Annotated in this window: 28 protein-coding genes; 26 read left to right on the top strand and 2 right to left on the bottom strand. The window is 42.8% G+C overall.

Annotation, left to right across the window (positions count from 1 at the left end; translation table 11 throughout):
• Positions 1-96: 96 nt before the first annotated feature.
• From EA58_RS13295 to EA58_RS13375, 17 genes are all read left to right on the top strand, one after another.
• Entirely contained in the window at positions 97-1,287 is a 1,191-nt protein-coding gene (locus tag EA58_RS13295; RefSeq protein ID WP_036753688.1) for a flagellar hook protein FlgE, read from the top strand.
• An 18-nt stretch (positions 1,288-1,305) separates the two neighbouring features.
• Positions 1,306-2,031: a flagellar hook-basal body complex protein gene (locus EA58_RS13300; RefSeq protein WP_081819657.1), complete on the top strand. Its 726-nt coding sequence runs from the start codon at positions 1,306-1,308 to the stop codon at positions 2,029-2,031.
• 5 nt (positions 2,032-2,036) lie between these two features.
• Positions 2,037-2,816, top strand: coding sequence for a flagellar basal-body rod protein FlgG (flgG, locus tag EA58_RS13305; protein WP_036753694.1), 780 nt, complete (start codon positions 2,037-2,039; stop codon positions 2,814-2,816).
• A gap of 4 nt (positions 2,817-2,820) precedes the next feature.
• Entirely contained in the window at positions 2,821-3,498 is a 678-nt protein-coding gene (locus tag EA58_RS13310; RefSeq protein WP_081819658.1) for a flagellar basal body L-ring protein FlgH, read from the top strand.
• Positions 3,499-3,598: 100 nt separating this feature from the next.
• The gene (locus tag EA58_RS13315; protein ID WP_051642092.1) at positions 3,599-4,654 is read left to right on the top strand and encodes a flagellar basal body P-ring protein FlgI; all 1,056 of its coding nucleotides are present in this window, start codon (positions 3,599-3,601) and stop codon (positions 4,652-4,654) included.
• On the top strand, positions 4,654-4,944 hold the full coding sequence (locus tag EA58_RS13320; protein WP_036753697.1) for a hypothetical protein: 291 nt from the start codon (positions 4,654-4,656) through the stop codon (positions 4,942-4,944). Before EA58_RS13315 ends, EA58_RS13320 begins: the two co-directional genes overlap by 1 nt.
• Positions 4,941-5,363: a hypothetical protein gene (locus EA58_RS13325; RefSeq protein ID WP_036753700.1), complete on the top strand. Its 423-nt coding sequence runs from the start codon at positions 4,941-4,943 to the stop codon at positions 5,361-5,363. Before EA58_RS13320 ends, EA58_RS13325 begins: the two co-directional genes overlap by 4 nt.
• A complete protein-coding gene (locus EA58_RS13330) occupies positions 5,320-6,099 on the top strand; it encodes a sigma-70 family RNA polymerase sigma factor (RefSeq protein WP_081819660.1) in 780 nt (259 codons plus the stop codon). The genes EA58_RS13325 and EA58_RS13330 overlap by 44 nt, the downstream gene beginning before the upstream one ends.
• A gap of 10 nt (positions 6,100-6,109) precedes the next feature.
• The gene (gene fliF / locus EA58_RS13335; protein WP_036753706.1) at positions 6,110-7,810 is read left to right on the top strand and encodes a flagellar basal-body MS-ring/collar protein FliF; all 1,701 of its coding nucleotides are present in this window, start codon (positions 6,110-6,112) and stop codon (positions 7,808-7,810) included.
• Positions 7,800-8,741: a FliG C-terminal domain-containing protein gene (locus EA58_RS13340; RefSeq protein ID WP_036753707.1), complete on the top strand. Its 942-nt coding sequence runs from the start codon at positions 7,800-7,802 to the stop codon at positions 8,739-8,741. Before fliF ends, EA58_RS13340 begins: the two co-directional genes overlap by 11 nt.
• A gap of 71 nt (positions 8,742-8,812) precedes the next feature.
• Positions 8,813-9,475, top strand: a complete 663-nt coding sequence (gene flgA, locus EA58_RS13345) for a flagellar basal body P-ring formation chaperone FlgA (protein WP_036753709.1) — start codon at positions 8,813-8,815, stop codon at positions 9,473-9,475.
• Positions 9,472-11,541 (top strand): flagellar biosynthesis protein FlhA, encoded by a 2,070-nt coding sequence (locus EA58_RS13350; RefSeq protein WP_036753712.1) that lies wholly within the window; start codon positions 9,472-9,474, stop codon positions 11,539-11,541. The genes flgA and EA58_RS13350 overlap by 4 nt, the downstream gene beginning before the upstream one ends.
• Before the next feature lie 23 nt (positions 11,542-11,564).
• A complete protein-coding gene (locus EA58_RS13355; protein ID WP_036753715.1) occupies positions 11,565-12,401 on the top strand; it encodes a hypothetical protein in 837 nt (278 codons plus the stop codon).
• A 9-nt stretch (positions 12,402-12,410) separates the two neighbouring features.
• Positions 12,411-12,641: a FliM/FliN family flagellar motor switch protein gene (locus tag EA58_RS13360; RefSeq protein ID WP_036753718.1), complete on the top strand. Its 231-nt coding sequence runs from the start codon at positions 12,411-12,413 to the stop codon at positions 12,639-12,641.
• Between the two features lie 4 nt (positions 12,642-12,645).
• Complete coding sequence (fliE, locus tag EA58_RS13365; RefSeq protein ID WP_036753723.1) at positions 12,646-12,963, top strand: flagellar hook-basal body complex protein FliE; 318 nt, start codon at positions 12,646-12,648, stop codon at positions 12,961-12,963.
• A gap of 10 nt (positions 12,964-12,973) precedes the next feature.
• Entirely contained in the window at positions 12,974-13,831 is an 858-nt protein-coding gene (locus EA58_RS21000; RefSeq protein WP_051642094.1) for a motility-associated protein, read from the top strand.
• 2 nt (positions 13,832-13,833) lie between these two features.
• Positions 13,834-14,571, top strand: a complete 738-nt coding sequence (locus EA58_RS13375) for an OmpA/MotB family protein (RefSeq protein WP_036753725.1) — start codon at positions 13,834-13,836, stop codon at positions 14,569-14,571.
• A 195-nt stretch (positions 14,572-14,766) separates the two neighbouring features.
• Here EA58_RS13375 and EA58_RS13380 read toward each other — a convergent pair whose 3' ends face one another.
• Complete coding sequence (locus EA58_RS13380) at positions 14,767-15,549, bottom strand: thioredoxin fold domain-containing protein (protein ID WP_152548035.1); 783 nt, start codon at positions 15,547-15,549, stop codon at positions 14,767-14,769.
• A 57-nt stretch (positions 15,550-15,606) separates the two neighbouring features.
• On the opposite strand from EA58_RS13380, the gene EA58_RS13385 reads away from it, so the two are divergent.
• Genes EA58_RS13385 through EA58_RS13405 form a run of 5 tightly spaced genes read left to right on the top strand, consistent with a single transcriptional unit; the run spans position 15,607 to position 18,692 of the window.
• On the top strand, positions 15,607-16,038 hold the full coding sequence (locus EA58_RS13385; RefSeq protein WP_036753730.1) for a hypothetical protein: 432 nt from the start codon (positions 15,607-15,609) through the stop codon (positions 16,036-16,038).
• On the top strand, positions 16,032-16,772 hold the full coding sequence (locus EA58_RS13390) for a hypothetical protein (protein WP_036753733.1): 741 nt from the start codon (positions 16,032-16,034) through the stop codon (positions 16,770-16,772). Before EA58_RS13385 ends, EA58_RS13390 begins: the two co-directional genes overlap by 7 nt.
• Positions 16,765-17,226, top strand: a complete 462-nt coding sequence (locus EA58_RS13395; protein ID WP_036753737.1) for a hypothetical protein — start codon at positions 16,765-16,767, stop codon at positions 17,224-17,226. Before EA58_RS13390 ends, EA58_RS13395 begins: the two co-directional genes overlap by 8 nt.
• Positions 17,227-17,278: 52 nt before the next feature.
• Positions 17,279-18,181 (top strand): hypothetical protein, encoded by a 903-nt coding sequence (locus tag EA58_RS13400; protein ID WP_036753740.1) that lies wholly within the window; start codon positions 17,279-17,281, stop codon positions 18,179-18,181.
• A complete protein-coding gene (locus tag EA58_RS13405; RefSeq protein ID WP_036753743.1) occupies positions 18,165-18,692 on the top strand; it encodes a hypothetical protein in 528 nt (175 codons plus the stop codon). The genes EA58_RS13400 and EA58_RS13405 overlap by 17 nt, the downstream gene beginning before the upstream one ends.
• Here the strand turns inward: EA58_RS13405 and EA58_RS13410 are convergent.
• Positions 18,669-19,127 (bottom strand): hypothetical protein, encoded by a 459-nt coding sequence (locus tag EA58_RS13410; protein ID WP_152548036.1) that lies wholly within the window; start codon positions 19,125-19,127, stop codon positions 18,669-18,671. The two genes, EA58_RS13405 and EA58_RS13410, sit on opposite strands and share 24 nt — an antisense overlap.
• Before the next feature lie 34 nt (positions 19,128-19,161).
• On the opposite strand from EA58_RS13410, the gene EA58_RS13415 reads away from it, so the two are divergent.
• The 4 genes from EA58_RS13415 to EA58_RS13430 all read left to right on the top strand — a co-directional run bounded on the left by EA58_RS13415 (position 19,162) and on the right by EA58_RS13430 (position 23,805).
• Positions 19,162-20,199 (top strand): hypothetical protein, encoded by a 1,038-nt coding sequence (locus EA58_RS13415; protein ID WP_036753749.1) that lies wholly within the window; start codon positions 19,162-19,164, stop codon positions 20,197-20,199.
• A 149-nt stretch (positions 20,200-20,348) separates the two neighbouring features.
• Positions 20,349-21,203 carry a flagellin N-terminal helical domain-containing protein gene (locus tag EA58_RS13420; RefSeq protein WP_036753752.1) on the top strand — a complete coding sequence of 285 codons (855 nt, stop codon included), beginning with the start codon at positions 20,349-20,351 and terminating at the stop codon, positions 21,201-21,203.
• Positions 21,204-21,454: 251 nt separating this feature from the next.
• Entirely contained in the window at positions 21,455-22,882 is a 1,428-nt protein-coding gene (locus EA58_RS13425) for a FlgK family flagellar hook-associated protein (protein ID WP_161781048.1), read from the top strand.
• Positions 22,879-23,805, top strand: a complete 927-nt coding sequence (locus EA58_RS13430) for a flagellin N-terminal helical domain-containing protein (protein WP_081819664.1) — start codon at positions 22,879-22,881, stop codon at positions 23,803-23,805. Before EA58_RS13425 ends, EA58_RS13430 begins: the two co-directional genes overlap by 4 nt.
• The last annotated feature ends 5 nt before the right edge of the window (positions 23,806-23,810 follow it).

Below are 23,810 nucleotides of genomic sequence, written 5' to 3' on the forward strand. Positions count from 1 at the left end.
AATGAAACATAAATAGCGAAGGGTTTTCAGGTGTGTTTTGAATGCCTGAACTTTTCATTCAGGGAAAAAATTAGTATAAAACTATAAAAATATTCCATGTCAGATTTTTCAAAAATTGCCCTTTCTGGGCTTCGCGCTGCGAATTCACAGTTATCCGTTACCTCGAATAATTTAGCGAACTCGGAGACCTTTGGATATAAATCTCAATCGGTACAGTTTAATGCGCTGTTTGCCTCCAATGGCATGAACGCGATGGGGATTGGGACTTCGCTCGATGCAACCACAACGAATTTTACGAATGGTTCAATGATACCGACCGGTGATTCATTGCATCACGCCATTGTTGGTGAAGGATTCTTTATGGTGAAAGATACTGACGGAGGCACTAAATTTACGCGTGTGGGCTTGTTTGAATTTAACCCTGAGGGGGTGTTAATTGATAACTCGGGTCATCATGTTCAGGGATACCTTGCGAACGGGAGCGCTGGCACCACAACCGATATTATTCTGGACAAATCACCCTTAGCCCCAGAGGTTTCCACGACTGGCACACTCGATGCGAATCTGGGCACAGATGATGGCACTGGCTCACTGACCTCATCTTTCAGCTTGTTTGATGCTTTGGGCAAAGAACATCGCTTGCAGGTGAAGTTTGAGAATAAAGTGACAGCGCCTGCAACCGGTGAGGCGACTTGGGACATGAGTGCAACAGTGAATGGCGAAACCATCAATCTAGGCCAGATCCAATTTGATGCGAACGGCCAGATTAAAAAAGGTGTGACTCCTTTTGTTGATGGCGCACTTCATATCGATCTGAAAACGGGACTGGCCAGTCCAATCAATGGTGTGCCCAATGTCACCATCGATATGAGCAAACTGACAGGTTATGAAGGCGACACAACGATTCGTAACCAAGAGATGGACGGTGCCCCGGTTGCTGAATTTGAAAAATACCAGATTGAAGAAAACGGCAACATTGTTTCTTATTACAAAGATGGCCGACATCAGCCGGTCGGGCAGATCGCGCTTGCTGCAGTCGATAATCCAGATGGGATGCTTGTGGATGGCAGTTATTTCTCCCTGTCGACGAACTCAGGAAAAATGAGAGTGGGTGTAGCGGGTCAAGCGGGTTTCGGTCGCGTCACGCCAGGGGTGATTGAAGGGAGTAACGTGAATACAACGGATGAGCTAGTGAGCATGATTTCATCTCAACGATTCTTCCAGGCGAATGCGAAAGTCATCGGGGCGAGCAAAGAACTGAATAACGCCCTTATGCAAAACGTATAACTTAAAGAGACGATTATCATGGACGTATCCCTTTACGCCGTCATGTCAGCGGCGAAGCAGTATGGGCTGTTGCATGAAGTCAACACCAACAATGTTGCGAATGCCAATACGAACGGCTTTAAACAAGGCAGAGTCAGCTTCAAGGCGCTGTATCTCAACGGTGGGGATGCGATTCGAAGTACCAGCTTTACGGAATTGAACAACGTGAGCATTGATCTGACATCGGGCCCACTTGCCTTCACCGGAAACAATGCGCACTTAGCCATCAGTGGGAGCGGCTTTTTTGAGCTTGCCGATCTGGAAGGGAACAGGTACTACCGCCGCACACTCACCGTGATGAAAAATGCTGACGGAATCCTCATCAATGCGGATGGCGGTAAAATCATCGGAGAAGACGGGAAAGATATCGACATTGGCGATGCGCCATTTAAAGCCGACCCCGCAGGTAATGTCATCGTGATGGCGGGAGAGGCAACTCAGATTAACGGGCGTCTGAAGGTGGTTGAACTCGACCCGACGTCTGTCTTTCAGCGTTCGAGTGGCGAAATTTCAGTCGATCAGGAGACCCCCCTGCTGCCTGCAAAAGAGTACACCATTGCCCAAGGCTATCAGGAAGCTTCAAACGTAAACAGCGTTCAAGCGATGGCGACCCTGGTGGAAACCCAAAAAAATTATGACATGGCCGCGAAAACGATGGGAACGATCAAGGCGATGCACAAAACTTCAAATTCAATTTTAGAGTAATCAGAATGAACGGCGCACTATTAACATCACAAACTGGGCTTGAAGCACAGAATCAGAGAATGCAATTTATCTCGAACAACCTCGCGAACGCAGAAACAGCCGGGTACAAATCATCAAACCCTGAATTTGCTGCTTTGATGACGATGAGATTAAGAGAGCCATCCGGAACGGAAGGTGCAGCGTCTGGTGGCCTGCAAGTCGGCACTGGCGTGCAGACCCTGGGTTCAGTCACGAACTTCACACAAGGCACCCCCGTTGAAACAAAAAGAGCCTTAGACATTATGATTGATGGCGATGGCTTTCTTCCGGTGGTCAAAGACGATGGCTCCAGACTGTTCACGCGAGGTGGCACCTTCAATATCAATGCTGACGGTGTCATTGTCACCTTAGACAATTTCGCAGTCGATCCTGAAGTTTCTGTTCCGGATAATACGGAAAGCATCACCATCTCGAAAGATGGAACCATCAAGGTGAAAACGTCAGACTCAGATGAATTGACCGAAGTGGGTCAGTTCGAAATTGTGAAGTTTCTGAACCCGAACGGTCTGCGTCCACTGGCTGGTGGCTACTACGAAAAAATTATTGATTCATCAGGCGATGAAATTATCGGAACCCCTTCAGAAGATGGTTTTGGTTCAATCATGCAGGGCTATAAAGAAGCTTCTAACGTGAACACGATTACAGAACTGGTGAACATGATTAACGCTCAGCGTGGCTATGAAATGAACGCTAAAGCCATGAAGGCTGCGGGCGATATGATGTCAACTCTCAACCAAACAATCTAATCACATGAAAAATAAAATGGCAGTTTTCACCCTGTGTCTTGTGATGGCAGGATGCAGCAGTCAGCCGAAAATTCCTGAAAATGGTCAACTGAAACCATTTGAGACGGGAGATATCATCTATCCATCGACGGAACCGCAAGAGGGCGCGATTTTCACGACGAGCCAGAATTCAATGATGATTGGGGTTGGGAAACGCTATAACGTTGGTGATATCGTGATTATCAGAATGGATGAATCGATAGATGCTCAGGATTCAATCAAAAGCAAAACAAGCCAAAAAACATCATCGACAAGCTCATTTGGACTGACTCTACCCACGCTCTTGAATGAGCCACAATCGGGTGACATTAAGGTAGCGCAAGACAAAAAGGTTGAGGGGGACGGCACCTCAAGTCAGAGTCACAGACTGGAAGGGAATATTGCCGCCACGGTGACACAGATCTTTCCGAACGGCATTCTTGAAGTAAAAGGATACAAGGAAATCACACTTGAAAGAGGGACAGAAACGATTGCAATCACCGGGCGGATCAGAGAACAGGATATCTCCACAGCCGATAACACCGTCGCATCAAACAGACTGGCGGGTGCAAAGATTTACTACCGTGGCTCTGGACACATTTATAACAAATCTCAAGGCGGATGGCTGAGCGATCTGGTGACAAGCCCTTATTGGCCTTTTTAAAAAAACAAGCAGTAAGATAGTGACGAAAATAATGACTCAATTCAGTTTTAAGAAAGCCCTGACCACGCTCTTGCTCTCATCCTCATGCTTGATACCGTTCATGAGTTCGACAGCTCATGCTGAACGTATTGGTGACATTGCAGCCGTGAAAGGCGTGCGAAGCAATACGCTTCAAGGGTTTGGGCTGGTCGTTGGACTCCCCAACTCAGGGGATCGTGGCAATTTTGCCTCTTCGAACCTGATCACGCTGATTCAGAAATACGGCATCAAGGTTCCTGAAACAATTCATCTGTCATCACGGAACGTTGCTGCCGTCATGGTGAACGCGACATTTCCTGCTTTTGCAAAAAAAGGGCAAGAGATTGACATTACCATCTCGACACTGGGCAACGCCAAAAGTCTCAGAGGCGGAACCCTGCTTGCAACGCCCTTAATGGGGTTGAATGGTGAAGTATTTGCCGTGGCGCAAGGGCAGGTTCTCGTCGATGGTGTGAGCGCCGAGGGGATCGATGGCTCCACTCTGGACGTCAACCTTGCAAGTGTCGCCAGGATACCGATGGGGGCGACCGTCGAGAGAGAGCTGAATTATGATTCAGTGTTCGCCAACCGACATATCACAATGAACCTGCATGCAAGTGACTTTGCAACAGCCTCTGAAGTGGAAAAAACTATCAACGCAGCATTTGGTCCTGGGATTGCAAAAGCGATTGATGCCGGTAGCCTGAAGGTGGTTGCCCCGAAAGATAGCAGCTCACGAATTGAGTTTATCGCGATGCTGAAAGCGCTAGATATTCAGATGCCGGAACAACAGGCAAGAGTGGTGATTAACTCAAGAACAGGCACAGTGATGATTACGGAAAACGTGACCTTATCACCTGTGGCGATTAGCGAAGGTAATATTGTGATTAATATCTCTGAAGATCAGCAAGTCTCTCAACCGAATCCATTGTCTGCCGGAAATATGGTGACAACAAGTAGCTCTCAAATCAGTATTGAAAGAAGACAAGGCGAGCTTGAGGTGATGAAAAGTACCGGCACATTACAGGATTTGGTCAGCGCACTGAACACCATGGGGACGAGTTCGAAGGATCTGGCAAATATTATCCAATTGCTGAAGCAAAGTGGTTCACTGAAAGCAAAAGTGATTGTCATCTGATGCAAATTCATGATTCATTTTACATGCGTGGTGAAATCTCACCGGCAGGACATATAAAAGTCGAAAATGAAGTCAACGCAGAGAAAGCCGCAACGGCATTTTCTGCGTTATTTATTGAACGCATGCTCAATGATATACAAACGGAAGCGTCTTTATTTTCAAATGAGAAAAAAACGGCCGGAGAACTGATGTCGATACAAATGATGAATCGGGCGATCGCCGAAACCATTGCGGAAAACAGTCAGCTCAAACAAACAATGCAAGCATACCTTGAGAAAAACCAGAAATGATCTTAGAGAAAATTAATAACCTGACAGAGTCATTACTTCACTATTACAAAAAGCTTGTTGAACTAGAGGGGGCACAAATCGCTTTCAGTCTTGCGCTCGTTCATCAAAAGATCAATGAGATTGAAGTCATCAGAGTAAAAATAGAAAAAGTGAGAAAAGAGCTTCAAGAAACATTTGAACAACAAACCGGGCTTCCTTTCACCTCAGAAAACTTTCACGATTGCTGTGAGCCAGATACGCACCTGAAGATCGCTCACGAGAACCTGAGAGGGTATGCCGAAGCGTGTCAGAACCTCCTGAGTGAGGTCATGGCGAACAATGAACACGCAATGAAGGTCTCTGAGAAAGCACTGGGTGTTGTACCTTCTGAAATTCATGCACCAAAGTTTGGAAAATGGGGAAAAAGAGCCAAAAGATAACTCAAAAACGATGTGCCAGCGTAAAGCCAAGGGAAAAAATGCAACCGTTCAATCTAAATTCGTCAAATCGAATGTCGATCTGGAGAAAAATTACAGAGAACATGAAAAGTATGTCAATAAAATTCTGAGTTTAGTGCTGCGTCACTTCGGGTATCAGGTGACCCAAAGTGAAAGGGAAGATTTATTGCAACTGGGCCTCATTCATCTCATTGAGTTACACCGGGTTTTTGAACCTGACTTTGAGATACCTTTTCATGCCTTTGCAAAGAAAAGAATTTATGGTGGATTTGTCGACTATTTTAGAAAACATTCAGCGATTCCAAGACGTCAACAAGAGACTTATCGGCATTACAGAAAAATAAAGCAACAAGCCGCTGCCAATGGAGAAATAATGACGCTCACGCAGACGGCAAGTTATTTAGACCTCGAGGTTGATAAACTATCTGCAATGCTTTTAAATTGGGAGGCAAGATTTCATGCATCAATCGACGATGTCACGGATGCACTGAAATATGATGAAGACCATCCTTATATTCAATTAGAAAGGGCTGCTGATCATCAATCTCTCATGAATGCCATATCAAACCTGACTGAGAAAGAACAAATCGTGCTCTCGTTATATTTTGACCAGGAATTGTCCCTGAAAGAGGTGGGGGGGGTTCTCGGTATCACGGACGGGCGGGTGTCGCAAATCAAAAACGACGCGATAAGAAAAATAAGAAACCAGATAGTATGAGATTAACGTTGTGCAAAATAAAATAACGCAATTGAAAGAGAACGTCAGTGCCTTGCCATTGAACAAAAAAGTCTTACTTGGCGGGGCACTCGCTGTCGGTATCGCTGTGAGTGGATATACATTCCACCAACTGAGTCAACCGAGTTATGTCACGATGATGACCAACCTCGATCAAACCAGCCTGCAAACGATCATTCCCGTGCTGGAAGCGGAAGGGATTCCTTTTACTGTGGCACCGAACAACGCAACGCTTCTTGTCGATCGCGATGCTTTACAAAAAGCGACGAATATCTTAGCGAAGCATGGGTTACCGTCTAAGCCAGCGACAGGCTACGATCACCTGAGTAACTCAAATAGCCCCTATATGACCAAATCAACAGAAGAGCAGATATCGAGGCAAATCTTAGAAGAAAATTTAGAAAGCTCGATTCTGCAACTCGACAGTGTTCATAAAGCGCAGGTGAGACTGGCTGTTGCAAAAAATAGTCAGTTTCTTCGGGATGTTGAGCCATCCAGTGCATCAGTTGTGTTGACGCTCAAGAGAGGGCAATCGCTGAATCGATCGCAGATTAACGGCATTGTGAAGATGATTGCTTACAGTGTACCGAACCTGCCGGAAGAAAACGTCATCATCCTGGACCATACCGGGAGATCACTCTCAAAAGGAAACGACGCTTCATTGGGGAATGGCGGAACGGCATCTGAGCATAAGCTTCTGATTGAAGAGCAATTAAGACAAAAAGTTGTGGAAGTTGTCGCCCCCATCGTCGGTTTAGAACAGGTTCGTGTGAATGTTGAGGCCAAGGTGAACTTCGATAAAGTCGAAAACACAAAGGAAGAGCCTGTGCCATCATCGGTCATCCTCAGCCAGCAAAGCGAAAAGAGTTATGATCCTGAGCTTGCTGGTGGAGAAGGTGTTGTCGGTGCGGTGGCCAACCAACCCCCGCAGCACGCCTCTTTTGCCGATAAACCGGATAGCATGGCGAATCAACAGCAGTCGTCTGGGATCCGTCATCTCAAGGAAACAACAAACTATTCGGTCGGGAAAAGCATTACCCACACCATCCAATCATCCGGGCGAGTCGAAAAAGTGAATGTCGCGATCCTCTTTGACAGAACTCAGTTTAGCGAGGAGGCGTTGCCAAAAATTATGGAAACAATCACATCGCTTGCTCAGTCAAGCATTGGCTTCGACGCCGACAGAGGGGACTCGATTGATGTTCGCGCCATGGTTTTCTCAGAACCCGAGGTGATTGAGGCTGAGCCTGTACCATTCTATGAGACGCAAATTGCAAAAGATGCAATGGCGGCCGGGAAATGGATTGGCGCGATTTTACTTCTCTGGTTGTTATTCTGGCGACCACTCATGCAAAGAATTCTGCCTGGCTCATCAGCGAAAGAAGAGAACCCAGATCAGGTGCCGGACCTAACGGCAGATGACAATCATGTTCAAAATCAAGCGTTATCATTATCTGAGCAATTATCAACAGAAGCCACTGAGGCAGAATTCTCCAGAGAGATGACGAAGGCGATTGAGTTAATGAAAACGAAGCCGACAGAAGCTCAGAATGTTCTTCAAAGCTGGTTGCTGGAAATATCTTTAGAAAACCTTTTGGGATCTGAAGAAGAGAACGAAGCGCATGAGATGAATTCAGAACAGGCTGAAAGTAAGACTGACGAATCAGATGTAGGTGAAAACAATGAAAAATAATCTGACAGGCATACAAAAAATAGCACTTCTGATTCGAACGGTCGGCTATGACTCTATCACGCCAGTGATCCGGAACCTGCAACTTCCCGAAGATGTCCTGACTCAAATCGACAAAGAAACCCCCCAAACGGTTTCAAAGAATGTTGGTATCGATCTGCTTCGTGAGTTCAACACATCGGTGAATTTAGTGGTTGGTGGCAAGCGTGAAAGTATCATGGATGCACTTGATGATATTGGGATGGAAAACGACGCTTTTGGAAAGATCTCCAGAAAGATGAATGGCTTTAAGAAATTATCTTCAATGAGTGCGGAAGAAGTCTGTGCTTTAATCAGACAAGAACAACCACTTCACCAAGCCATAATACTTTTTGAACTACCTGAAAAGCTGTCTGTTGAAATATTCAATTTATTTGATATTGAAGCGCAAGCCAAAATTACGCAAGAAGCTGATCAGGCAGAGTCACCCAAGAGAGAAACACTGATGGCAATCAATGCGGTAATTGAAGATATTGTACAGAATAGTGAAAATCATTCATCCGGAAATCTAGAGCGAATCTTGTCCTTTACCGATGGTATGGAGGAGGAACACCTGAATACATACTTAGCGTGTCTTCCTTCAGATATTGCGGATAAAATCAGAGCGAATGTGCTGACATTTACCCATGTTACCTTGCAGTCAGAAGCTGTTTTGTCTGATATTCTGAGCGATCTTGCGACTGGAGATATCGCTTACGCATTTTGTTTGTGTGCTGAAGAAGAGATGAACAAAATGAAGGCTGCGCTGACATCGACGAAAGCGCAAGATGTGACGTTCAACATAGATAAAACTGTAAACAAAGAAGACAGGAAAAAAATATCAGAGGCGCAAAGAACTGTGATCATGAGAGCCAAGCGATTACAGTCTGATGGCACAATAGAAATTGTCAGATAGTTTTCTATTACATTCACATGATGAGGCACCCGAGATGAAGGTGCCTTATTTCTTTGAAAAGGACGCCCATCATGAAGCTGAAAATATTCTATTGTGCGGCATATTTCCTGTTCTGCATACAGCCACTTGGCGCAACAACAAAGATTGAGGAACAGCTTCTCTCCTATGTCCCAAAATTTGAATCGATAAAATACACATCAGTCGAAATCAACGACAGAAGTCAGCAACTCTTAATTGAATGCCAGATCAAAAATTCTGATGTCGATATCAATGCATCAAGACTTTCATACGCAACATTCAGAGTTTTTTGCATCGACGGCAAAGAAATATTGTTTTCTGCAAAACTGGACGGGATAGTAAAGAGTTTAGTTGCGAAAAACCAGATAAGAAGGAAAACTAGGCTCAATCAAGAGAACGCTTCAATTGAGTGGGTGAGTCTGAGCAATATTAAAAGTGATGTATTTCACAGCCAGCCTCCGGATGGCGAATACTATGCGGTTAGGAATTTAAGAAAAGGCCAACCGATATCCCTGAAAAACCTGACGATCGCCCCTGTCATCGAACGAGGATGGCTCGTAAAAGCTAAAATCCTCGTGTCAAATATAGCCATCTCAATTGATGTTAAGGCATTGGAAGATGGCGTAAAAGGAGACGTCATTCAGGTTGAGAATACATCGTCAGGGAATATTTTTTACGCAAAAGTGATAAACAGTTCAACAGTGATGATCGAATGAACATAAATATAAATAAAGAAATCATGCAAGGGTTCACCATCCCCTTCGCCATCATACTCATTTTAGGGATGATTATTATCCCTTTGCCACCCCTAGCGCTTGATTTACTGTTTATCACGAACATCGTGATCTCACTGAGCGTGCTGATGGCCTGCGTTTTTGCGAAAAAACCACTTGAGTTCTCTATCTTCCCGACGGTTTTACTCCTGGCAACCATGTTAAGACTTTCTCTGAATATTGCTTCTACACGGGTGATACTGCTTCGGGGGCACGGGGGAAGTGGAGCGTCTGGTCAAATCATTGAGTCTTTTGGGAACTTTGTGATTGGCGGGAACTTTGTCGTCGGTATCATCGTGTTCATCATTTTAACCATCATCAACTTTGTGGTTGTCACGAAAGGAACTGAGCGGGTTTCAGAAGTTTCCGCGAGATTCACTCTCGATGCCATGCCCGGAAAACAGATGGCAATAGACGCTGACCTCAATAGTGGCGCAATCACTCAAGAAGAAGCGACAGAAAGACGATCGGAGTTATCTCAAGAGTCGCAATTTTATGGCTCTATGGATGGCGCATCAAAGTTTGTGAAAGGCGATGCAATCGCTGGAATACTGATACTGCTTATTAACATTATCGGGGGAATCACAGTCGGTGCAGCGCAAAAAGGAATGAGCTTGGCCGAGGCTTCAGAAACCTATCTGCTCCTCTCCATTGGTGATGGTCTTGTCGCAATATTACCATCTATCATCATGGCTTTGGCAACCGCAATTATCTCGACCAAAGTGAGTAATAATACTGAATTGAGTGAAATGCTGAAGGTTCAGTTCGGAACAAACCATATGATACCGTCCATGGCTGGAACCATTGTGTGTATCGTTGGGCTTATTCCGGCCATGCCAAACCTGTTATTTCTTTCTATTGGCGGCGGGTTGTTGTTTCTCGGTGATAAGATTAAACGGATAACTGAACAAAGAAACCGGGACGAAGCGGAAGTACAACGGTCGTCTTCAGAATCGCCTGCACAGAAAAAAATCGGTGTCTCCATTGAAGACATTCAAGAGCACGACACGATTATGCTAGTTGTCGGCAGTGGCCTGACCGATTTAGTGAAGTCAGAAACAACGCCGCTCATCCAGTCGATCACAGGGGAGAGGATTGAACTTTCAAAAGCCTATGGGGTGCTCATTGAGGCGCCCAGGGTAAACTACAATTTCGAGCTGAATCCAAACGAGTATAAAATTTACATTAAGGGTCTTCCCTGTGGTGGCGGTGAGGTTTACTCCAATTTGCTGTTGGCGATAGGTGAGGCGGATCAACCACCATTAGATGGCATTTCAGCGAAAGATCCAGTGCTTGGTTTTGATGGCTATTGGATTATGGATAGTATGACCTCTGAAGCGGAGGAAAAAGGTTACGAAGTACTGGAACCGAGCCAAATCATCTCGACACACCTGAGCATCACCATACAGAAACACCTTGATGCAATGGTGGATACAGATTCTGTTCAACGCATGGTTCAGCAGCTGGAAAACCGAAAGCCGAAACTTGTCGCTTCTGCCATCAAGGGCGACCAATCTCTCGTGACGCTCTTAGGTATTTTAAAAAGTTTGCTCCATGAAAGAGTTCCGGTAACTCAGCTTCCTATGATTCTTGAAGCCTTTGCTGAGCTTCAAAGTTTTAATGGCATCACTTCTGCCGGGTATCTGAGTGAAGTCAGAAAGAAACTGATGCCTTGGATTATCGAAAATATTCTCAAAGAGTCGGAAGATAAATCCTCACTGAAGGTTGTGACGATGAGTCAGGAGACACAAACAACGCTGGCACAAACAAGAAGTCCTGATGGCAGCTTATTTATTGCACCAGATATGCTCAAATCTCTCACGGAAAACCTCAGAAAAGTGAATGAATATCTGAGCGATATGCAGTACCCACTGGTTTTAGTCGTCGATGGGACGCTTCGCAGTGGACTTTATGATCAGCTTCACCTTGTTTTCCCTGATATTCACATATTAGGGGCGAATGAAATTGGCGCTTATACCGCAATAGATATTGCACACGTAATCTCCTAAACTTTGATGAAATAAAAGTATCTATGTTTATCAAAAAAACAACATTAGCCGAATTTGAGTCTCAACAGCAAGCCATAGCGATGCGCGGATTCGCCTCGACCATGGGGAGTAAAATATGCGCTCTGACTCGGGGAAATCTCTCAATTCCGATGGTGCCATCGGGCCAGATCGATCTGGCGTCTTACTCAGCCAAAGCGTATATCGAAAGTGTTTCGCCGCAGATAAGGTACAAGATTGGGGTCCAGTTTGATGAAAGTTCATTTATCGCTATCGGATTTAACAGCGAATTTTTGTCAAAATGCGCTTATTATTGGGCAGGCGGCAGGATATCGGCTCCTGAAAAAGACAACCTGTCGAAACCAACAAGTTGTGAAGTTGCCTTCCTGCGGGAATTTATGCAGCTCATTCTCCCTGCCATTTCTGAAGAACTGAATAAGCATTGCGAATATCTGTTAGAGGTTTCTGAATTGGATGATAACGGCGTTGCTTTCAGAAATGACCAAAGAGTTCAAATCAACACGGTCAGCTTTACTTTCAAAGATGAAGTCGTTCAGCTATCCATCATCACTTCTGATGGCGTATTAAAATACTGCAACCTGAATAGCCATGAAGAAAATGACAAATCTATGCGTGATCGCGTTGATTTGTCAGAGGTGAAAGTCCACCTCGATGTCTGTTTCGAACCCTTCATGATGACACTGGGTGAGGTGAAAAAACTCAGAGTGGGAGATGAATTATCGATCGCTTCCAGTCAGATATCCCTGATGAACAGAGCCGATAAATCGGTTATCGCCCAAGGAATCCTGGGAAGCGATGCAAATCAACATCAACAATTAATTCAAATACGACAAAAATATTAAGAAATGAGCATGAATAACGAAAACAAAATCGACAATGTATCTGTGGAAGTCTCAGTGCGAGTAGGACGCGTGACACTCAAGGTGGGTCAAATTAAAGACCTTACCGAAGGTTCAATTATAGAACTCGACTCAACGCTTGAAGAAGGCTTTGAACTTCTCGCCGGCGATCAGCTGCTTGGCAAGGGAAAAGTTGAAGAAGTGGATGGGAAAGTCATATTCACACTGACCGAAACGGTATAACAAGATGATACCTCCAATCTCAAATAGTCACATGCTGGCAGAAATGGCGTTGATGAAGCGAGGGGCATCTCATGCTCCTCTCCATGCGAATACCCCTTCCGAAAAATTTAGTGACTTATTTATCGATGCATTGAAAAATACCAATGCGATTCAATCACAAGCCTCTGATTTAACACGAAGGTTTGTCTCAGGTGAAAGCGGAATATCTGCCGCAGATGTGATGAGAATGAACCATAAATCAGAGATTTCCATGGAAGCAACAAAGCAAGTAAGAAATAAGCTACTTGAACAATACAAGGAGATATTAAATACTCAATTATAAATAACAAAAAATGAAAGTATTATTTTCTTTACTCTTTATTATTGCCTCTCTTATCGGCGGGTTCATTGGTGCAGGTGGTAATATTGCTAATCTATGGCAACCCTTTGAAATCATCATGCTTGGTGGTTCGGGTATTGGTTTTTTTGTGGCCACGAATTCAGAGGGAGGAATAAAGCAGTTTGGTAAGTTTACGACTTACTTCTTCAAACAACCTTATTGTGAAAAAAAATTCCAAAGTGTTATCGGTTTGATGTTCCAATTGCATGCAGTTTATGCAAAGGATAAAAAGGCATTATCAAATGCGATCGCGAATCCTTCGGCTGATCCTGTTTTTTCAAAGTATCCGGAAGTTTTGAACGATGAGGATGCAAAGAAATTTATCTGTAATAACCTCAATCTTTTAATCGACTCAGGGAGTTCTATTTCCCCTTTTACTTTCGAAGACATGCTTGATGCTGAAATCGAAGCTTACAGGAAAGAATGGATTGCACCTTATAAGACGGCAACGGCAATGACAGATACGTTTCCTGCATTAGGTATTGCTGTTGCTGTGATGGGCATCATCTTAGCGATGCAATATCTCGACGCAGGCATGGATCAGCTGGGTGCAAAAATTGGAGCAGCGTTGTTTGGTACGTTTTTTGGCATTTTCATGGCTTACGGAATTTTTAAACCAATCTCTGTTAAATTCGGGAAGTATGCTGAAGAGGGCGAGTTATTTCTGAACGTCATCAAGACTTATATCATGTGCATGGTTAAAAATTATGATCCATTAACAGCGGCAGCAGTCACAAATAAGGATGTACCACCAAGGTATAAGCTTGATACAGCAGTATTAAGAGAAAAATTACAAAATGATCAAATTTAAAGGTGTTGGACGATCTAGTTATCAGAAAAAAGAGAAGAGAAATTCAGCCTGAAGAGCCAGGTGGTGGCTGGAAAATCGCATTGGCTGATTTTATGTGCGCTTTGATGATTACCTTCTTCTCGTTGTGGGCCATTGGGCAGCAAGATCAACAGAATAAGCAACTTCTAGCCGATTATTTCAAAGGTGAGAAGATAAACCAAGAAGAAAAAATGGCGCTTCTTGACACGACGTTCGCAGAAATCAAAGAAATGCTGGATGAACAAGGCATCCTGGTCACAATGGATAAAAACTCAAAAGGTATTGTAATTAAGTTTGACTCCTCTTCATTATTTGAGTCAGGTTCAGCGGAGCTGAAACAAAAAGCAAAACATGCACTCACAACGCTCGCTTCAGGCAGCGAGCATACCGGGCTGTTTTTTCACATCTATGGCTATACGGACAACATACCAGTCAGAGCTGGTTCTGTTATAGAAAACAACCTACTCCTCTCTGTGATGAGAGCAACTGAAGCTGCAAGAGCTGTGATTGATGGGGGAATCAGCAGTAATCGAGTCACGATTCATGGTGAGGGACTGCTGAACAATGAAGATAGCGAAAACACGGCAGAGGCACGCAGAAAGAACAGAAGAGTAGAGCTTTATATGTCGTACTCATCAGCACCACACAAAATATACGGAAAAAACGTTACTTATACTCAGTTCGAAAAAGAGAATGAGAAGTCGGTTGAATCTCTGCACTAGACTGAAATCATTTGAATACAATGAATTCGTTTCTTGTCCTCGATACGATGAGTTTGGCAGGACACCATCAATCGGAATTGTTCAATGACGATCGCGCGTCAACAGATTCACAACCCCAGGGAAAAATTCATGGATGAATGACCTACTGCATCGAAACAAAGGGAGCAAATGCTCCCGACTTGATTCGATTTGCGATTATTGCTTGAGTAGATCCAAGAGGCTGATTGCCGGAACATATCCAGAAACTGAACGACCATCATCAAATACGATATGAGGCGTTCCTTGCAAACCCACTCTGACACCAGTCTCAATGCCATGCTTCACAGCATTGACACCCACCGTATTATTCTCTGCATGGTCAATGTTTTCACCATTCATGAGTAAATCATGGGCCTTTCTTTTGGCTGACTGATCCTGAATCGACATCATTGCAACCGTGTTTTTATAAACCTGTGATTGCTCGAAGTTCGGTGTGCCTACATTTCGCACAAAGGGAACGATTCTGATCTCATATCCGGCATCGCTTAATTGAGGATATTCATCATGCATCTTTTGACAATAGCCACATGTCACATCGGAGTAGATGTAAATAACACCTTTCGTCTTTTCTGTGGTTGCCGGGTAAGCGATAAAATTTTCATCTGAAATGGCACTTACGATTCGCTTGCGAGATTGATCTTTCGCGACTTCAAGGTAGTTGACTTTATCCACCATATTGACAACATCACCACCCAGAATGTATTTTCCATCCTCTGAAATAGCAAGGACTGAATCATTCAGGCTCAGAACGTAAAAATTTGTATGAACACTAAATTTATTTTCTAAGTGAATACTGTCTTGCGTTGTCATCTCTTCTACTGGGTAGTATTTAGATAATGCCTCATAAGTCACTTTTGGTAATTGCTCTTTGATGGAGACTTGGGATGCGTTCACCGATGCAGAGATGGCGAGGGATATCAGTATTGCGATTTTATTCATTTTTGTTCTATTGTTTTTTTATGAAAACTTGAATCAATTGATTAAGGTTAAATCTCAATGAAAAAATCAGCGTATGACATAAAGTTTGAGTGTGATCAGGCAGCATCTATGCTCGCAAACAACGAGCTAGGAGAAGCTTTGATGCACTTAACTTCAGCATTTCTAATTTGCATGAAGTGTAGTCGTAATCTAGATAAGTTCAAAGAGGCAAGAGAAAACATTGATGTAAAATTGACGAACCTCAGTGCGAACAAATCAGCAGCAACGATGCTGCTATTACTTTATGAAGCCACTTATCATTGTGAACATGAAGATTTTGAAGAGATTTTAATCTGTCTCTTTGAAGCTGGGGCATTGTTTAACTTAAATCTCAACGAATTGAATGAAGACAATTGTCATTTCGAAACAGTTGATGAACTTTACTCAATATCGACCCGTTACGTGACATGTAAGAAAAAAGCCATTAAGGAATCGACGAAAAGATGTTAAGTGAAACTGAGGTTAATGACTTAAGGAAACACTTGAACAGAAGTGCTTCAACTATTTTTGTGATTGGGCAAGGAATTGACTTTAAGCCTGAGTTATCTTGGCACAATCAAGTTGTAAGGGATTTATATTCAGATGATGAAGGTGTTGTTGAGCAGTCTTGGAAAGCTTTACTGTCGATGACACCACAGGCACAAAAAATTCCATTCATTGGCAGTTATACTCAATACGTTTCACAAACGGCACTCATTGATGTGGCAAATTTCTATATCCTGAACACATCGATTTCAGGAGAGATTGGTGTTACGAGCAAAAATACTGTTGTGGTGAACCTGAATGGACTTCTCCATAAAGGCGTCTGTAAGGCGACAGGCGTGATTAAAGATATTTCAACACCGGAAGATACAAAAGATTTAACACCTGCATTTATTCCACTCAGTGAAAACTACCAACCATTTTATGATGTCGTTCATGACCTCGAGAAATTCGTTGAAAAGCAGGAGGTCAGAAGTGTGTTCTTCATTGGTGTATCCGGGAAATGCCCGGTTGTGGAGAGTATTTTCAACCGTGCTCTCATGAGAAGCACCATGAAAGACCCAGTCTTTAAATGTGTCGTCAATACAGAGGCAACCTATATGGATGATGAAGCGGACCTCGTTGTGAGAGCGGATGCAAAAGATTTTTTGAGATTGTTGTCGCAATCATTTCCTGATGGAGAACGCTATTTCAATGACTAGATTTCAATTATTAAGCTCAAAAGAAGCTTACTCCAGGCGTCTTATTGATTACCCGAGTCAGATAAAAGATGGGTTTTCAGAATGCCTCACACAATGTCTCGCTACTTATGACATCAGTGATCGACAGAAAATTGGTGCATTATCGTTACTTTGTGACATTGTGGCAACATCGATAGAAAGCAATCTTTTATGTGCAATTTTCAATTTAGAAGCGACAATTGAAGAAGATTATGGATTTGAGCGACATTGTGGTGAATCGTTACGATATCTACATTATCCTGAATATATCACGAAATCCATCCTTCATGCGATCAGGGTTTTTAAATATGCCTATCACAATGAATTTGAGCATGCCGACGGTAATTGGATTGATGATTTAATTATTGAAGAGCTTGCTGATAATATTGCCTATCATATTGAAATACTCACATTAAGGCATACAAAAGAGGCGTAGAAAGACCTTTACTTTAATAAATTGAAATAAATACCTATTATAAAAACAAAGTATGAAAAAGTCAGATAAGTTTGAGGACAGCTGGGATGACAAGAGCCTTGAAAGGGATGGTGGTTTAAAAAGAAATCTAGCCTTAGGCATCATTTCTGCTGCTATTTTACTGGGTGCGTATAGCTATTTTTCATCTGAAGAGAATACAGATGATGCCAGAATGCACTACATCAGACAGGACTATGATAAAAGCCTTAAGATTATTGATTCAATTTTGAATAATCATGACAAAGTTGAGCAACACGAACAGGCGCTTGAGATTAAGTCAGAAATACTTTCGGATAAAAAGTCAGACTATTATGACAAACATGAGGCGTACACGACGCTTAAGGAGCTTTTTAGTGTCAGAAACTCTCTAGATACAGCAAGAAAGCTTGTTGATTTAGGTGATGCGTTGAATAAATCTGAAAAAGAGATTTTTGACTATTTAGAATACCTCGCGAAGAAAAAGGATATTGAATCAATTTCTAGAGTTTCGAAATACTTTTTGTCTTCAGAAGATCACAGACAACAACTGAAAGCAAGAAAATTTCTGGAAATGCTACCAGAAACGACTGAAAAGCTGATTAATTTAGCTAAGGTGGAACTCATCATTGGCAAGAGCAATGCGACGATAAAAAATGCAGAAACATACCTGAATTCAGCTGTTTTCTTAGGCAGCGCTGAAGCCATGATGGATCTCGCCTTTTTGCAACTAACCAAAGCTGAAATTGACAAGTTCTCTGCCCAAAAGCATAAAGCTCAGTTTCCATTGATGGTCAAAAGAGCAATTGATATGGGATACCGGGGTGAAAAGCTAATCAGCGCTGCGACAATTATGAAATTTGGACGCTATGGCGTTCCTCAGGATATGACCTTAGCAAACTTAATTGAAAAAATTCACTCGGATGCAAAATCAAACTAAGTTTTCCGTAGTTTTCACCGCAATATTTTTTTCAGCTCTGGTGAATGGCGCGGAGTCGATTACAAATTATCTAGATGGTTACGTATATCAGTCTCATGATGAGTTATCTGAGAAGAATATGATCGTCAGCAAAGTCAGGGATGACCATGTATCAGATGAGTATCAACTGTTTATCATACAAAAAATGAAAAGCGGCCATTCATTTTCAATATCGGCAAAAGTCGGAGAAGATATAAAAACGATAGACAGAAATGATATCTCTACAGCCTTATCATTGGCTGTGAGTTCAGGGAAGAATGCTTCAATGTCAGTGGCGTATCACGTGACAAAAGATGAGGTGATTGCCCTCTATGGGGAAAACTCATTTCTGAATGCAGAAATGATACGGTGTGAGATCAATGATTTTACAATGATGGCGACCATGAAAGAGGGTATTTATGAAATCAGTATTAGTGAGAAAGATAAAGGTTCTTTTACCAAAGAGAGCCTAAATCTTCTTACTTTTTGTTGATTGAGTTGAGATGAACCAGGCGTCCAGTAATTCTGTTTCAATCTTGTCATCCATAGCTGCGATCATACCTTCACACTTATCAATGAAGTGTTCAATGCCTAAAGACCGGGCCTTGAGTTTCTTATATTCATCATTTCTTCGCTCATGTTCTGTGAGCGCGAGTTTTAATGCTTGGTTCACCTCTTCCTGCTCTTTTTCCAAAAATTTAACATAGCCATAGATATTACCAAGAATCCCTTTTGATTTGACACCTTCAGAAAAATGAGAAGATAAAGCAATGACTTCTTTGTTGATTTTGTTGAACTTCATATTCAGAGTGGATAATCTTTTCTTTGTTTCTTTAAGCAAATGATTTGCTAAATCAGATTCACAGTCAATCTTATCTTTGTAATGCTGGAGTACGGATATTCTTTTTTTAAGTGCGTCTCTATGCATATTATTTTTAATTTCTTATTATTTAAAAAAAATTGTGATTGCCATTAAAAGTCCTCTGAATGCCGAGCAAAACAATGTGTTTTCGCTGGGAAAAAAAGTAAGCCCAGAAGAAAATAGCAGTTCAAGCACAGAATTCTTATCTATGTTTAATCATAGCAAAGAGAATCGTCAATCTGAACTGGACACGAAGGGTGAAAATGATCTCAGTGAGAAAGAGGATTTCAGTGAGGTTCTGTCTGCTCAGTCGTGGGAAGTGACTCTGTCTGAAAGAATGGTTCCTGAAAAAATACTCAGAGATGGAAAAGGCAGTGGTTTTCATGATTTATCTGAAGCGTCTCAAGCACCTGTAGTGGATTTCAAATTAAAGATAAATCAAGGTGAGGGGGATTCAGTGCCTAATGCTGATGATGAAAATATCGCAGAGGTGCGTCAAACGGAAGATAAAAAAGATCAGGTTTTCAATAATAACATTATTCATAAACGTAATACGACTTTCAAAACACACAACATTTCCCCTCCCTCTCAGGGTGAGAACATCCGTAAACCTGATGTTTTCTTGAATGAAAACCAGATAAAGAATAAATCTGAGCACGTGGATATTTCATTTCAACGATCAGAGCATTATATCCAGCCTCTGGAGAAAAATGTGCCAACTACAGTTGAATTCGTCTTTCGAAAAACAAATTCATCAACGTTAACAGGGTTGACTGAGACCATGAAAAGTGTCGTTGAACAATTTCAAACAAGCAGCGTCAGGTCAGGTGAAATCACAATTAAAATAAAACCATCTGTACTTGGCGAGATTGTTATCACCTTAAATAAAGTCGATGATACAAGTGCAAAGGTAATTGATCGAACCACGCGGGCACCGATTGATATCAGAATGGTTGCGTCAAACCCTGCGGTTGCAAACTACCTTTCTCTGATTAAGCGAGATATCATCAATAAAAGTGGTATACGAGGTGTTTCTGTGAATCATCTGATCGGCCCAGAGAAGCATGACCATAAAACAAACCGTTTTGATAAAAGTGGTGATGCTTTAAGCGATGAGGAGAATCTTCACCAGTCATGAGTATGTTTTTCAAATGAATTTTAGTATAAATGAAGACTCGCCCAGTCATATTTGACTTTGGCTGTGAAAAACAATTACAAATTACTTAAGAAATAACTGAGCTTTGACGAAAGCGCAGCTAGAAAAAACATAAAAAATAACAATAAACAATGCTTTCTATTAACACTAACCTTAATGCGAATCAAGCCGCTACCCAGATTGGTCGCGCGAACCAGGCTGTACAGTCTTCTTCTGAGAAGCTGACGACAGGTCTGCGAATCAACAAATCTGCTGATGATGTTTCGGGTGCCGCACTTGCGAATCGACTGGAAAACAGTTCAGCAAAAACCGCGCAATTCATTAAGAATGCGAATGACGGTATCAATATGATTCAGGCCGCGGATAATGCTATCAAGCAGCAACAAGATCTGGTTGCTCGCATGCAGGAGCTGGCTTATAAGGCTGAGAATGGAACAAATACTGCAGATGATCAAAGTCTGATTCAGAAAGAATTTGATCAGCTTGGTAAAGAGCTGGCACGTAACGTACAGGGCGCAGAGTTCAATGGTAAGAAACTGCTTGATGGTAGCCTGAACGCTGCAATCAACGTGGGCACGGGTACCAACAATCAAATCAATGTCGCTCTGGGGGCAACCAAGGGTCTGGCGGATATTGTCACAATTGCTGCTGATGCTACGAACGGCGATCCGCTGCTGGCTCTGAAGGGCCATGCCGACGGTGACACTTGGAAAACTGAGGTACACGACAAACTCGATGCACTCGCGAAAGGTTACGCTGAACAACGCGCTGATCTGGGTGCTTCACAAAATCGTATCGAGTTTTCGATTAAGAACCTTGAAGGAACAAAGCAAAACCTAGATAAAACGCTCAGCTCGGCTCAGGACACTGATTTTGCAGCGGAAACTGCTGAACTTGCGAAAGCGAAGGTTTTGGCAAAAACAAGCCAGACCATGCTTTCACAAGCAAATAAATCTGTTGAAGAAGTCACTCAGCTGCTTCAGTAATTTCAATTGAAATGACGCATGAACCAGCCCCCAGGGGCTGGTTTTTTGTTTTCACAATTCGTGTCGATTATATTTAATAAAAAATGAGAACAAACATACTCGACGGCTCTGCTGTGGCCTTAAATCAGCTGAGATACGCAACGCTCATTTCATCCCAGAATATCAATAGTGCAGATAACCCTTACTACTCAAGAAGTACCGTTGTTTTTGGCACGGATCAATCTGGTATGCTGACAACGAGCGCAAAGCGTATGAATAACTTTTTTCTGACGACGCAGCTTCACGCTGCAACAGCCAATGATGCTTACGCTGAACGCTATCTGTCATTTGCCGCGAGCGTGGATAAGATTATTACAGGCATCTCACCCGATGAAAGTGGAAGCGCCAATAACCCGGTTTTAGCGGGCATCGATGACATTAGCGAAGCTTTGAGTGCGCTTGCCACAACAGATAGCACGAGCGGCCGTTCTGCATTACTGAGCAGAATGAATTCTCTCATCGCGAATGCGCATACTTTGCAGGAAAGCCTGGATGAATTCAGGAAGCAAGCTGATGCTGAGGTGTCAAGCAACGCAAAGGTGCTTGAGAGCCAGGCGAAACAACTCGCAGAAATTAATCGACGACTGTCATCAACCCCAAACGACAACAACTTGCTCACACAAAGAGATACGCTCTTAGGTGAAATGAGCAAGCTTGTTGATATCGAGATTCAAGAAAGAAGCCATGGGGGAGTCGATGTTCAGGTCGCGGGGGGGTACTCCCTCGTTGATGGATTGAAAAGTGCGAAGGTGACTGCTGAGACCGGAGCCTATGGTGATGACCTTTATTTGGCGGTGAATGGGGATGTTTTATTCAATCCGGAGACACTCGGTGGTTCTTTAGGAGGGAATCTTGCTGCCAGAGAGGAAATCATTGATGGCTCAGAAAGAGGGCTGGCAAAAGCGCTGCTTGGGTATTTCTCTGCGCTGAATGTTACTAACAAAGGTGGATTTACGAAAGATGGTCTCTCGGGTGAAGCACTCATCTCAATTCCAGAGTCATCCGCGTTGTCAAATGCGAAAAACAATGGCACGGGAAATTTCTCAATATCCATTGATCAAAACAATGTTGCAGCGTTGAGCAGTGGCCCAATGATCATTGAAAAAACAGCCAGTGGATTTCTGGTTGTCGACACATCTACAGGAAATTCAGTCACAACAGATACGTCGCCAATTGCAGCTTTTGGCTATCAATTTGACGCAAAAGGTACCATGGTCGCCGGCGATAAGTTTCTCGCAGATCCTTTGGCGAATATGTTGAAAGGCGCAACAGTGACTGGAGGCATTAATGACATCGCTGCGGCATCGAAGCAACCTGTTGCATCCGGTGATGTGAGTAATCTGAAAAATTTAGCTGAGGTCTCGGATAAAAAGATTTTTTCCGGTGGGAAAGACACGATTTACAACGAGATATCGAATGTTTTCGTGACGATCGGTAATCGTCATGTTGCAGCAAAACAAGACGCAACGACACATAAGACGATCAGCGAGACCGCAGCAATGAGATGGGCAAACCTGAGTGGTGTGAATACCCAGGAAGAAGAGCTGAATATGATTAAGTTTCAACAGATCTATCAATCTGTGTCGAAAGTCATTGAAAGCGATAAAAAAATGTTTGAATCAATTATAGGCGTCGTATGAGAGTAACAACGAATGGAATGTTTAATCACATTAGTGAATCAACAGGGAATCACTTTAATGTCATATCAAAACAAATGCAGCATACACAATATAGAGTGTTGAAATCTGGGGATGATCCGATTGCTCAAGGCCGAATCATTAATCTCAAAAAAAGTATATCAGATCTCAATGACTATAAAACATCAGCTCAAGTGGTCCAGACGGAGTTATCAGAGATTGAATCCAGAACAAAATCATACGGAGAATTATTTAATCAGCTCAATACACTGATTGGAAAAATCTCCAGTGGAACAATGAATAGTCGGGATCTGAAGCAGCAGTCGAAACAAATGGATGGGATGATGAATGATCTTGCCCAAATATTTAATACAAAGAATACGAATGGAGAATATGTCTTTGGGGGAACAGCGACCGATTCTCCTCCATTTGTGAAAGAGAAACAGACTTTAGCAATCGATGGGGTGGACAGAGAAGTCGAAATATGGGTGTACAAAGGGAACCAAGAAAAGAAACTGACCCAGATTGGTGCAAGTGTGAGTTTACCAAGCTCAGTGATCGGCTCTGAGTTGGTCAGTGCAAATGGAACAACCATTTTCGAAACTGTCGCGAAAGCACAATATTATTTATCTCAAGGTCAGGATATGCCAAATAACATTCTTGAAGAAGTGGAAACCTCATTTGATGCATTGCTGGATCAAAGAATCTCATTTCAATCTGACATTGGGCATGCTTACGCGACCGCAGAGAGGAATACAAATATGTACCAGGGGATGATGGATGAATATACGAAGCTACTATCGAATACTGAAGATTCAGATTATATTGCTGTTGTCACCGAAATAAAAAAGCAACAGCAAATCATGAATGCGCTCGCGCAATCGTCAAAAGTTTTGATGGATATGGCGACATTAAAATTCAATTAACCTTA

The organism is Photobacterium galatheae (assembly GCF_000695255.1).
In the GTDB taxonomy this organism is placed as follows: Bacteria; Pseudomonadota; Gammaproteobacteria; order Enterobacterales; family Vibrionaceae; genus Photobacterium; species Photobacterium galatheae.